At 36.3% G+C, this 12,004-nt stretch carries 12 protein-coding genes; 4 read left to right on the top strand and 8 right to left on the bottom strand.

Translation table 11 applies throughout. The features are described from left to right. Nucleotides 1-2: 2 nt before the first annotated feature. The gene (locus E7Z79_RS04950) at nucleotides 3-947 is read right to left on the bottom strand and encodes a 3H domain-containing protein (protein WP_303738867.1); all 945 of its coding nucleotides are present in this window, start codon (nucleotides 945-947) and stop codon (nucleotides 3-5) included. Nucleotides 948-1,142: 195 nt separating this feature from the next. Here E7Z79_RS04950 and E7Z79_RS04945 point away from each other — a divergent pair, with 195 nt between their 5' ends. Beyond that, nucleotides 1,143-2,195 carry a DUF1611 domain-containing protein gene (locus tag E7Z79_RS04945; protein ID WP_303738866.1) on the top strand — a complete coding sequence of 351 codons (1,053 nt, stop codon included), beginning with the start codon at nucleotides 1,143-1,145 and terminating at the stop codon, nucleotides 2,193-2,195. Nucleotides 2,196-2,200: 5 nt separating this feature from the next. After that, a complete protein-coding gene (gene sepF, locus E7Z79_RS04940; protein WP_303738865.1) occupies nucleotides 2,201-2,728 on the top strand; it encodes a cell division protein SepF in 528 nt (175 codons plus the stop codon). Nucleotides 2,729-2,747: 19 nt separating this feature from the next. Here the strand turns inward: sepF and E7Z79_RS04935 are convergent, their stop codons facing one another. Further along, on the bottom strand, nucleotides 2,748-3,650 hold the full coding sequence (locus tag E7Z79_RS04935; protein WP_303738864.1) for a TDT family transporter: 903 nt from the start codon (nucleotides 3,648-3,650) through the stop codon (nucleotides 2,748-2,750). Further along, complete coding sequence (locus E7Z79_RS04930; RefSeq protein WP_303738863.1) at nucleotides 3,650-4,405, bottom strand: TatD family hydrolase; 756 nt, start codon at nucleotides 4,403-4,405, stop codon at nucleotides 3,650-3,652. The genes E7Z79_RS04935 and E7Z79_RS04930 overlap by 1 nt, the downstream gene beginning before the upstream one ends. A 184-nt stretch (nucleotides 4,406-4,589) precedes the next feature. On the opposite strand from E7Z79_RS04930, the gene E7Z79_RS04925 reads away from it, so the two are divergent. Next, nucleotides 4,590-5,366, top strand: coding sequence for a winged helix-turn-helix domain-containing protein (locus E7Z79_RS04925; RefSeq protein ID WP_303738862.1), 777 nt, complete (start codon nucleotides 4,590-4,592; stop codon nucleotides 5,364-5,366). 8 nt (nucleotides 5,367-5,374) lie between these two features. Here E7Z79_RS04925 and glyS read toward each other — a convergent pair whose 3' ends face one another. The 5 genes from glyS to tfrB are packed head-to-tail and all read right to left on the bottom strand — an operon-like array spanning nucleotide 5,375 to nucleotide 10,917. Further along, the gene (gene glyS / locus E7Z79_RS04920; RefSeq protein ID WP_303738861.1) at nucleotides 5,375-7,069 is read right to left on the bottom strand and encodes a glycine--tRNA ligase; all 1,695 of its coding nucleotides are present in this window, start codon (nucleotides 7,067-7,069) and stop codon (nucleotides 5,375-5,377) included. Nucleotides 7,070-7,081: 12 nt separating this feature from the next. Further along, on the bottom strand, nucleotides 7,082-7,669 hold the full coding sequence (gene dcd, locus E7Z79_RS04915; RefSeq protein WP_303738860.1) for a dCTP deaminase: 588 nt from the start codon (nucleotides 7,667-7,669) through the stop codon (nucleotides 7,082-7,084). Between the two features lie 27 nt (nucleotides 7,670-7,696). Beyond that, entirely contained in the window at nucleotides 7,697-8,524 is an 828-nt protein-coding gene (locus tag E7Z79_RS04910; RefSeq protein ID WP_303738859.1) for a DUF362 domain-containing protein, read from the bottom strand. Next, entirely contained in the window at nucleotides 8,521-9,429 is a 909-nt protein-coding gene (locus E7Z79_RS04905) for a TrmJ/YjtD family RNA methyltransferase (protein WP_303738858.1), read from the bottom strand. Before E7Z79_RS04905 ends, E7Z79_RS04910 begins: the two co-directional genes overlap by 4 nt. 12 nt (nucleotides 9,430-9,441) lie before the next feature. Next, entirely contained in the window at nucleotides 9,442-10,917 is a 1,476-nt protein-coding gene (gene tfrB / locus E7Z79_RS04900) for a fumarate reductase (CoM/CoB) subunit TfrB (protein WP_303738857.1), read from the bottom strand. Nucleotides 10,918-11,385: 468 nt separating this feature from the next. Here tfrB and E7Z79_RS04895 point away from each other — a divergent pair. Further along, nucleotides 11,386-12,004: transposase (locus E7Z79_RS04895; protein WP_303738856.1), on the top strand; the 619-nt coding region annotated here is incomplete at its 3' end.

Raw genomic sequence — 12,004 nt, 5'->3', positions numbered from 1 at the left:
CATCATTCATTTAAGACATATCCCTTATCATTCAATTCTTTAACTATCTTATCTAGCTTCTCTTGATTGGAAGCGCAGATTATCATTTTCCTATATTCTGATAATCTGTATAATTCGTTTAGGTATTCTTTTTTGTTTTCATCCTCATTTATATTTTTGATGAATTTCTTGGCGGATTCGATATCTGAAACCATGATATTTCTGACAAGTGGTTCATTGAATCCTTTAATATCGTAGGTAATCTTTTCTATGCTTCCATTATTCTGATTAATGATGATGTCTATGACATCTTCCAGCTCATCAACGCTATTGATCATATTTATTGAAGTGCAAGATTTATTGATTACAGACAATATCCTTTCTAAGGTTTTATCAATGGATTCGGCATTAATTACATGAACGTCATATTCCTTTGCCTGTTTCAGAAGATGATCATGGATAATTCTGTTTTCCCTAAAGAAATCCAGTTGTTTTCCACCTCTGTGTATTTGAACTGCTCTTTTGACAAACCTCTCCTTGTGGGATTCCTCGTCGGAACTCAGGACGAAAAAATAAATGTTGGCATGCTCTTTAAACTGCTCGATGTCGATGAGTCCAGGAACCAGGTGAACTCCCTCAATAATGATGTCATCAAAATCGGTGATTGCCCTCTGGATGACTTTTTCCAATGCTGGAATGACATATGCTGCATGGTCATCAAAGCCGGCAGCTACAAGGTCATCATAGCTTGTGTATCTGCTTTTATTTCTAATGCTTTTATAGGCATCATAGGATGAACTGTGCAGTGCTGGTGCGTATTCCTTACCAATGATTCCCCTGACCACTGCTCTTATGAAGTCGCTTTCGATTAAATGCTTAATATTTAATGATTTTGCAAGTTCTGCTGCAATGGTGGACTTTCCAATCCCTGATGCACTTCCAATTAGTATAACATAGGGCTTTCTCATGTTAATGTTCCCCCAAAAAGTTTTTAATAATTAATATAATATATGTAATTTTCACTTAAAAAACATTATACTTTATTAATGAAAAAAATTATAATTAATAGTAATAACATTTTTTTAAAAAATTTATCAAATAATTATGATAATAAATTGTATTATTAGTTATAAGTTATAAATTATAGGATAGGGGTGAAGTTTTTGTATTCAGTAAAATCAGTAAAAGATATTCAGGATTTAAATCCATTCATTGTCGTTGGTTGTGGAGGTGGAGGAGAAAAATTCTCCAATCTCGAGGGTATTGAAACCGTAGGTTATATTGACGACAATGTTAAAAAGCAAGGCAAACAGTTTTGCGGCAAAGTCGTGTCAGGCAGTTTGGAGGAATGTTTAAAAGATGCTCCTGATGCCAAATCACTTGTTATAATGCTTCCAATTGGCGCTGAAGGTGCGGCATTGAAATATGCGGTTCAGGCAATTGATGCAGGATTAAATGTGATTACTTCATTTAGATCATTGTCCATTGCTGAGAATTTGTCCTTAAAGAGATTTGCTGATTCAAAAAACCTTGTTATCAAAGAAATTGGTCCTAGACTTGATGTTGTTGAAAAAATTGCCGGTATTGCCCCTAAAAAATCATGTGAAGTTTTACCTAAAATATCATACACTCCTAAAGCGCCGGTCATTTTTGTTGGAGGAACATCACAGGAATGTGGAAAAAGGACAACTACAAAAATGCTTGGTATAGCAAGTAAAGAAAGAGGATTGAACCCTGCTATTATTTCCACTGATGAGATGGGATTGGAAGAACCTACTGATTTTAACTTTAGGGCAGGAAGCTTGTCTGCTATGGATGTACCGTCAGCAGTATTGTCTGCCATTAAATATGTTGAAGAAACAAAACACCCTGATATTATTTTTATTGAAGGTCAATCCAGTTTAACTGAAAATGGAAACCCTCATCCAAGAGGTTTGTCTGCCGCCATTCTAATTGGTGCAGCTCCTGATGCAGTTATTGTGGGACACAGGCCTAATCACCCTTACAGAGAACCTAAAGGAATTGCAGAAGAAATTAGAGCTATTGAGGCAGTGGAGCCAACAAAAGTTGTTGGTCTTTCAGTCAATCTCAAGAATGCAAGTTTGGACATGTGTCCTGAATACTTTGAGGATACATTCAATTTGCCTGCAGAAGATGTTTACAATAATGGAGCTTCTAAATTGTTAGATGCCATATTTAAATATTTAGAGGAGTAGTTTAAATGAGTTTCACAGATGATTTAAAAAGAAGTTTAGGATTTGAGGAAACAGAATCAAGTGGCAAATGGAAAGAGGAGTTTTCAAACATTGTTGGTTCTGTCCGTGATGCAATTGCACCTAAAGAAAATCATAATGCTCCGCAAGGACATCCTCAACAGCAGTATAGGTCAACCCCTAAACCGCAACCGGACCCTGTCAGTCCTCACCCAAGACCTACTCCTGTCTATGATGATTTTGATGACTTTGTGATTGTTCCAGAACAGTCCTATTATGAAATTGTTTTAATCAGGCCGAAATCAATCGATGATATTAACTACATTGTGGATCAGGTTCTTGAAGAGAAGAATCCGGTTATTGTGGATTTATCATTTTTAGAAAAGGAAAGTGCTCCTAACTTTAAGTTGGCTGGAGATAAAATAAATCAAATGAGATCAAAATATGGCGCTCAGGCATTATTGCTTGCACGCAGTGAAGATAAACATTTAATTATAATATCTCCTAAGAAAGTTAAAGTACTTAATAAAGGATAAGTAGAGTCTTCTCTACTTTTTAACTATTTTTTAAGAATTTTGCATATTTAATCAGCACATAGACTACCAAAACTGTCGCTATTACTGTTTCGAATATCAGCACGTCATTTAGAATCATATTTGAACTTATTTTGCCGACAATTCCTTTTGTAGCAAGTGCACTTATTACAAATGGAAATGTGAATGCTGAAAAGCTTGGATAGAACTCTAAGTTTCTATAGCTGATGAGCTTATAGAATGAAAATATGTAGAATAAGCAAGCTATTGAATATAATCCGAAAACAAATTCGATTGAAATGTTTTGAGCTGAATTAAGATATCCGAAGATTAATATGCTGAATAATGCGGTGAATATGCATGTCAATGGTTTGTTAGGGTCGGGAATTTGCTTATAGATGAATTCTCTGTACATTACAAGGGGGAGGGTAGCCAGCATGCCAATAAAACCGATAATGAAGAACAGGAAGTCTATTCCATGAATTCCATGAAAGTGTGCAGTGATTGCGCCCATTGTTATTCCAACATAGACTATCCAGTAGCTTGGGTAGACTGTCGAAATATCAAATTTGCATATGACGAAATGATAGGTAAAGTAAATAACTAGTAGAATATGAAGGACAATTCCAATAATCCAAATAGCATATGCAATACTTGGCATAAATGGTATGATATATGTAGATAAAATCATTAAACTCATTGAAAATGTACCTGAACTGCTGACAATGACAGGATTTTTGAAGTCTTCCCTGATGCTTTGGGGGTACAGGACGATTTTCAATATCATTAAAATTAAAATAAGGGCACCTATTATCCCGAATGCATATCTTAAATAAGGATGGATGTCCTGAAGCAGATTGCCTAGGGATAGTGTTGCAAGAATCAGTCCTGAAATTGGAATGGGGAGTTTTTTAATGATATTCATTATATCTTGAAGAATTCTTTTGCATTTTTGCTTGAGACCATTTCTATTTCGCTTTTTTTATAGCCCTGTCTTTCAAGTTCCCTAACGGTTTTTGGAACAGAAAGAGGGTCTGACGGTTTGTTGCTTATGTCACTGTTCAATAGGAATCTGTCAAATCCGTATTCATCCAGAATGGAGATTGCTTCAAACTTATCCATTTTTTGGGGTTGCACAGTCAGGCCCAACATGCAGCTGCTGTCAATAACATCGCCAATGACCTGCGGGTTGATATGGTCAATTACGGCTTGGCTTTCATCAATGTGTTGTGGGATAATGTCCAAAATCACTTTCAGCACTTCAGATTTGTTTTTTCTTGGTGTATGGACAATTACCTTTGATTTGGTTTCATCTGCGATATCCAGCTGCCTTTTAAAGATGTCAATTTCGCTATCCGTCAAGTCCTCAAGCCCAATCTCGCCGATGGCAATTATCTGTTTTGCTTCAATCCATTTGTATAGCTGTTCAAAGATCTTTTCCGGGTTTACATTGGAATTTGTAGGATGGATTCCCAATGCAACTTTCAAATCAAGTCCGTATTCTGCGGCTCTTTTTGTATCCAATTCAAGAATTCTATTCAAATGGTTTAAAAGCACGATATCCTGCGGAATCTTATATGGATAATAACTGCAGGTTATTCCACAGTCTATTCCGGCCAGATACATTTCTCTAAAATCCTCTCCACTTCTTGCATCAGCGTGCATATGTGTGTCTATCATTTTCATCCCATGTGTATATTTATTTGTTTGTATTATATTTTTCATAATTTAAAAAAATATCTAAAATTATTTTCTTTATTAAGGTTTTTGCAAGTGTGATTTTTCATTTTCGTTCACTTAAAGAGATTTTATATTCTTTAGTAATAAAAATAGTGTTGTAAGTAATACCTCATAGGTGATTATCATGAATGAAAATAAAAACTATCTTGAAAACTATGATTTTGTCTCCGAAGACGTTAAATTCGCAGCAAATTCGATTATAAGATTGGGGATATTGGAGGTATTGTTTGAAAAGCCTCAAACCATGAAGGATTTGGCGGATTTGACCAAACTAAGTTACAGTTCCATTTCCAGCACCATCCATGGATTGGAGCTAAACGAATTTGTTTACCGTGAATCCAACAAGTATTATTTGTCCAACTCATTAAGGGTGATAATGAAGCATGTTCTGGAACTTAAGGAAGTTGTAAATTTGTTAAACAGATTCTTCAACATAATTGAAGGGCATGTGGTCCGCATGATTCCAAACGAATCCATTGTTGAACTGTGGATGATTAGCAAATCAAATCTGTTGGAATCCGGGGGCATTGATGCATATAAAATTTATAATTTTATAGAGGGTGCTCTGATTGATGCAAATAAAGTGCGCTGCATACTGCCTTTTTATCACCTTGATTTCAACAGGCAGTTAAATTGTCTGATTAAAAACGGAAAATATGTTGAAATCATTGCTTCTCATGAGATCTTTGAAATCTATGAAGAAAGATCGCAATCAAAATACCTCTCTTCATTCAAGGGCAAAAACAACTTTCTGTTGATTGTAACTGATAAAATGATGATTTTCGGTTTGTTTAAAGAAAATGGGCATTTTGACCAAAATAGGCTATTGACTTCCAGGAATAGGGAGTCCATAAAATGGGCAAATAATCTATTTAAAAATTTTAAAAAGAGAAATAAATGAGTTTAAACTCATTTATAATATTTTTCCAAGTAATCTTTTAAATCGGCAATAGGTATTCTTTCTTGAGCTTCGGTGTCCCTGTCCCTTACAGTAACCTGATTGTCTTCCAAGGTATCAAAATCAACTGTAACAGCAAGAGGAACTCCAATTTCATCAGCTCTTGCATATCTTTTACCGATAGTTCCGGTAGCGTCATATTCAACAGTGAAACCTGCCATTCTCAGGTCTTCTGTTAATTCTTGAGCTATTTCACGAGGACCTTCCTTGTTGACAAGAGGGAATATTCCAAGTTGAACAGGAGCCACTGACTTATCAAATTTGAAGTAGTCCTTTTCATCTGTTTCAGCAAATGAATGCAATAAAACTGAATATGTTATACGGTCAATACCGAATGAAGGCTCAATGACGTGAGGAACTATTTTTTCTCCGGTAATCTCTTCTTCAACATCCTCAAAGATAAGCAAATCTTCTGTAACCTCATAGACTTTATCCAATTCTACAGTAAACTTGCCGTCTTTTTCAAGGGATTCCTTGATTTCATCAACATCGGCTTCCTCTATTGCCTGTTTGACTTTTGGAGAATCTCCTTTAAATATTGGTCCAAATTTGGAGAGGTTAGGTTTAACAACTGTTTTTTGGACTTTTTTAGGTTCATCATATTCGACGAACACGTTTAAATCGTCGTTACTGTATTGTGAATGTGATGACAGGTCATAATCTCCCCTGTCTGCAATTCCGATGATTTCAACCCAACCGTATTTGTCGGTTAAAACTTCAACGTCCCAACAGTCAAGTGCATAGTGGGCCATTTCTCCTTTCAGGTGTTGTCTGAATCTTAAGACATCTTCAGGAATTCCAATTTCAGTCAGGAACTTGCGGGCCAGATATAATTGGTAAATCAACATTTCATTGGCAACAATTCCTTTATCCAATGCTTCTTTTGCGGTTATTTCCAAAGGCTCAAGATCCTTTTCCTGGACTTCCTGTGAGTTTAGGCGCAAGACAACATCTTCAATCTGTGAGAATTTAGGATGTGTCTTATCTTTTGGGTTTAAAAAGATTTCTGCTTCCGCTTGTGTGAATTCTCTGAGCCTGATTACTCCTTGTCTTGGCGAAATTTCATTTCTGTATGCTTTTCCAAGCTGCACAGCACCGAATGGCAATTTTCCTCTGAAGAATCTTTCCAAACGTTTGAATAAGATGAATATTCCCTGTGCTGTTTCAGGCCTCATGTAACCTACTTTGTCTCCTTTGGCACCGATTTCGGTTTTAAACATTAAATTGTAATTCCAGATGTTTGACAGTTTGCCTCCGCACTCAGGACAGACTATGTTATTGTCAATCACGATTTGGTCAAGCTCTTCGTTTTCAAGGCTTTCCACATCTTCGCCTATTACCTCTTCAATAATGTGGTCTGCTCTGAATACTTCTCCACAGCTTTCACATTTACACATTGGATCGGTAAAGTTGTCGACGTGTCCTGATGCTTTTAAAACTTCTTTAGGCATTACGGTAGGACCTTCAATTTCGTAAAATCCTTCACCTGAAACGTATTGTTTTCTCCATTTCTGCATGATGTTGTTTTTTAGGCTTGCTCCAAGAGGTCCGTAGTCGGTAAATCCGGATACTCCTGAGTATATCTCAAAAGACGGCCATAAAAATCCTCTTTTTGCACTGACATTAGACATTTTATCATGATTCATAAATATTAACTCCTATTCTTTTTTCAATTCATAATCTTGTTTAATTCTACTGCTTTCAGGGCGTGTCTGGCCCATATATTTACTATTTCTATCAGGGTGTCCATAAGGCAATTCGGAAGGTGTTGTCATTGTTTCAAAAACAATTTGGCATACTCTTTGACCCGGATATAATGCCACAGGCATTGCGCCGATGTTGGATATTTCCAAAGTGATTCTTCCTTCAAATCCAGGATCAATAAATCCTGCGGTAACGTGCATTGTAACGCCCAATCTTCCCATACTTGAACGGCCTTCCACTCTTGCAACAAGGTCATCAGGTACTTTAACATACTCCAATGTAGTGGCAAGGGCAAATTCGTTCGGATGTATTATGAATGCTTCACCTTCAGGCACAATCATTGATTCCATATATGATGCAATGTCCTCTTCATCTTCAGGGTCGATATATGGTTTTCTAATCACTTTAAATACTTTAAATTCATCCCCCAATCTCATATCAACAGAAGATGGCTGTATCTGTTTTTCATCTTGAAGGGGTTCAAATCCAATTTTACCTTCTTTTAAATATTCTTTTATAGTCTTATCACTTAAAATTGCCATATTTTCACACAATTAATTCAATAAATATTATTCTCTTATTTCGAGCAAATTGTCCATTCTATTGACTACATTGTCAATGGTTTCATCTGTGTAGTCGATTGTAATGGCATCGAATTTGCATGCATGTGTACAAAGACCGCAGCCTTTGCAATTTTCCTTATCAATGGATATCTTATTGTCTTTTAGGCTTATGGCTTGGAACATGCAAACTTCATCTAAACATTTCTTACATAATCTGCATTTGTCCTCATGAAGTGTCACTTCAACGCCCTCGAGCTTTTCCAATTTATCGCTGATGTCTGAATCTAAATTGGGATATACTTTCCACAAACAGCAGCAAGGGCAGCAATGACAAATTGTCAACAATCCTTTTCCCGGGCGGACATTCATCCATACGGTATCAATCTTATTTCTGCCGATTATATGGCTTAAACCAGCAGCATCAGCCTCATCGACCTGAGCCAATGCCTCTTCGACTGTAGCTGTGCGGCCGATATTCCTTGGAATTTTGCGGCTTGTTGGTCCAAGGAAAATGCATCCTATGTCTTGAGGATAGTCTTCACAGTTGTTGGATGTCCTGCACAGGCAGGTATTCATGATGACGATGTCGTCGGAACGTTTAATGACCTCTTTAATCACATCCGTAGGTAGGAATTCGGAACCTTCGGACTCTATTTTCTGATTGACATTGATAGTGTTTGGTATAACAAGTATTTCATCATCTTCAAACAGCATTTTATCAACGACTTTTTTATAAGTCTTTGATTTTTTGGTTATCTCTGCTATCCAAAATCTCCAATTGAATATGTATTTTAGAGTAAATATACTAATGTCTGCAAATCTAGGTCGTCTCATTGTTCACCAATCTTGTTTTTTAATCGTCTTAATATGCCTTTAAGGGTATGTATTTCTCGTCCTGTAATGAATGCTCTTGAAACAATGTTGTTGAATGTTTTAAGCCCATTCCTTTTCTTATGGTCGGGAATGTCCAAGCAGTCGATAAGCTCTTCCATGTCCTTTACCAGGTATTTTTTTTCCAAATCCCCACTTTCGTTAAGGCCTTCAACTCCATAATCATGCTTGTTTTTAAACAGTTCATAAAATATGATTGCTGCTGCATGGGATATGTTCATGATAGGATAAGTCGGATCAGTCGGGATTGATACGCAAATGTCACAATCTCCAATTTCCTTATTTGAAAGTCCATCCCCTTCTCTTCCAAACAATATGGCTATTTTATTTGAAACGTTTAGGGATTTTCCAAGCTCTTCAGGCCTAATTGGAATTCTTGATAGATTATAACTTCCCCCTGCCATTCCGGTTGAAGCGACTTTAAAATCAATTCTTCGGGACTGATAAAAGTCATCCAGGCTAGGGTATATCATTGCATTTTCAACAATGTATTTTCCATGTGTAGCCTGATAGTATGCTTCATTTGTCAATTTTGGAGGATTAATCAAGACCAAATTCTTCAATCCAAAGTTGGCCATTGTTCTTGCAAGAAATCCGATGTTTCCAGGGGTTTCACACTCCACAAAAACGATATAAATATTCTCTTTAAAAAGGCTGATTTCTTCATCTTCCTTTTCCCTTATGAGCTTTGCACGTGCACTTCCTCTGGATTGGCTTTTGGGTTCTGATTTCTTTGTTGAAGTTGACTTTTTCTCGGTTTCGCTTTCCTCTTTACTTTCTGGTGAAGACATTGTTGTAGTTTCAACCACTTTCTCTTCACTTACTGCAGCGTCTCCTATTTTAATCAACTCCAATTTTAATTATTCGTAAGCTTTATCTAATAACTCAAGTAAATGCATTGTCTTGACATCTTCACATCCTATGTCATCCAAACCGTCCTGCAAGTTCCTCTTACAGAATGGACAGATTGTAACCACTGCTTCTGCGCAGGTGTCCTTAATCATTTCGGCTTTTGATCTTGACAATTCCATTGCTATATCAGGCTTTCCGGATTTGATTCCACCGCCGGCACCACAGCATTGGCAAGGATATTTCATCTCTTCAAGTTCAACGCCGGGAATCATTTCAATTATTTCCCTTGGCTGGTCTTTAATGCCCTGTCCTCTTCCCAGGTGGCATGGGTCATGGTATGTGACTTTCATGTCCAGTTCCTTCAATTTGGAGGTATCGAGCTTATCGACTAAAAACTCGCTGATGTCCATAACATTTAATTTTGAGCCAAATTCAGGATGATTGTTCTTTAATGTCGCTCCACAGCCGGAGCAAATTGTAATGACAGTGTCATAATCCTTGAAGACCTCTTTGTTTTTGTCAACAAGGTCCTGAACTATATCTGTTTGGCCGGTTCTTAAAAGAGGTGAACCGCAGCATACCTGTCCTTCAGGCACATCAATGTCGATTCCGTTTTCCTTAAGAATCTTAACCAGCTTATGGCCGGTTTCAGGGTATTTGTAGTCGACCATACAACCTGTAAAGAAAGCTATTTTTGAACCGGTTTTGTTTTCAGCCTCTTCGATAAATGGGGTTTTGTCTGTTGTAACGGACCTTCCGCTTTTCATGATGTTTTCCTTAAACGCCACATGCTCAGGAAGAGGTCCTGAACCGTTTGCAACTGCAATTGCCCTCATCTTTTCGATTGCATCTCCAAATGTGTTGATGTTTTTAGGACATACAGCCAGACATTTTCCGCAGCTGGTACAATTGTATAATCCGTCATCTAAAGCTTCCTTGAGTCTATCAAAGTTGTCTCTCGGATCACTTTCAAATTTTCTGATGTATCTCATGAGATAAGGTCCGCCAAACTCTTCTGTTGCAATATTGACGACAGGACAGGTTGAATAGCATGAATAACATTCAATGCAACTTCTGACCTTTTTGGTTTCTGCTGAATCTTGTTTGGTAATGCTGTTATCCAATTCTTCGCATTTATGGTCACATTGAATAGATAATTCTAAATCTTTGACTTTAGCTTCAATACTTGACTTGTCAACAATCAAATCTTTTATCACTGGGAAATTGAGAGGTTCTATAATTGCGCCGTCCTTAATTTCTTTTTGACAGGCCAAAGCTCCATTTCCTTTAAACAGTATTCCGCAAGATCCGCATTGTCCTGCTCTACAGGAACTTTGGAAACTGATGTCTGCATCATATTTGTCATTAATGGCTTGCAGAGCATCCAGAACTTTCATGTGGGGTGTACTTTCTATTTCATAGCACTCCAAATGTGGTTCTGTGTCAGTTTCACTATTGAATCTTGAAACATAAACCTTAATCATTTTATCCCTCTAAAACTTGTAAGTTTATAAAATATTATAATATAATATTTGTGTCTTATCGAATATATTATACTTACTATTTTTGAAGGGTATATTTTTTGAAAATATTAAATCGATTTTGATTTTGTTTGAAATTTGTTGCAAAAGAGTTTTAATAATTTAATTGTGTTTTTTGGTGAATTTTTTAGGTCATAAATTTTTATTCAGTATACTTTTTTTTATGGATTTTTAATAGTTGCTTTGGGTATGAAAAATTGTTTTGGGTTTGAAAAATTGCTCTGAGTTCGTTATTCGATTACTTTTCAAATGCTCTCTCTCATTTTTTATATAGGAGTAATTATAAATGAGATATTATTCAATTAAATGTGATTTTAATTGTTGTTTTAAAAAAGAGTAGATGTTTTTTCATTTTTTTTAGATAATGGAATAAAAATATTATATATATATTGGACTGGAGGAATGAGATTTATGGGTGAGTATATTCGAGGTGTGGTTGTTAAACTTCATCTAACTCCCGAACAAGAAGTCATGTTTAAACAAAACTATGGATGTACTCGTAAAACCCATAATGAACTTTTAAATAAATATAAAGCCAAATATGGTGATTCTAATAAAATTCCAACTAAAAATGAGTTAAATCAATTCTTAAACGAATTTAAAAAAGAATTGCCCTACTTGATGGAAACAGAGTCCACCAGTCTTCAACAGGCACGTGATGATTTGCATAAAGCTTTCAAAAACAGTTTTAAAAGCAAAAGGCATAATCCTCCAAAATTTCACTCTAAAAAGAAAACACGACCTAGCTTCAGACAAACCATCCGAAAAGACAAAAAACCAGTAGAAAAAAACACACTAACTTTAAGAAAACACGGAAAAGTAACCTTCAGCACAAGCGTAGAATACCTGGATTTATTAAACAGTCCAGACACCAAATTCAACAACATCACAGTATATTATGATGGATTAAACCACTATGCATCATTCAACATTGAAACTGATGCACCAGAACAATTACCATTAACCGGAGAGCACATTGGATGTGATATCAATTCCAACAAAAACGGATGGCTAGTCACAAGCGAAGGAC

This window comes from Methanobrevibacter thaueri (genome assembly GCF_015062905.1).
Lineage (GTDB): Archaea > Methanobacteriota > Methanobacteria > Methanobacteriales > Methanobacteriaceae > Methanocatella > Methanocatella thaueri_A.
This window is presented reverse-complemented; position numbering and strand designations above follow the sequence as displayed.

Bases quoted from the DNA above. Each gene is read 5' to 3' on its own strand.
- E7Z79_RS04950 (WP_303738867.1), bottom strand. From the start codon at position 947: ATGAGAAAGCCCTATGTTATACTAATTGGAAGTGCATCAGGGATTGGA.
- sepF (WP_303738865.1), top strand. From the start codon at position 2,201: ATGAGTTTCACAGATGATTTAAAAAGAAGTTTAGGATTTGAGGAAACA.
- E7Z79_RS04935 (WP_303738864.1), bottom strand. From the start codon at position 3,650: ATGAATATCATTAAAAAACTCCCCATTCCAATTTCAGGACTGATTCTT.
- E7Z79_RS04930 (WP_303738863.1), bottom strand. From the start codon at position 4,405: ATGATAGACACACATATGCACGCTGATGCAAGAAGTGGAGAGGATTTT.
- E7Z79_RS04925 (WP_303738862.1), top strand. From the start codon at position 4,590: ATGAATGAAAATAAAAACTATCTTGAAAACTATGATTTTGTCTCCGAA.
- glyS (WP_303738861.1), bottom strand. From the start codon at position 7,069: ATGAATCATGATAAAATGTCTAATGTCAGTGCAAAAAGAGGATTTTTA.
- dcd (WP_303738860.1), bottom strand. From the start codon at position 7,669: ATGGCAATTTTAAGTGATAAGACTATAAAAGAATATTTAAAAGAAGGT.
- E7Z79_RS04910 (WP_303738859.1), bottom strand. From the start codon at position 8,524: ATGAGACGACCTAGATTTGCAGACATTAGTATATTTACTCTAAAATAC.
- tfrB (WP_303738857.1), bottom strand. From the start codon at position 10,917: ATGATTAAGGTTTATGTTTCAAGATTCAATAGTGAAACTGACACAGAA.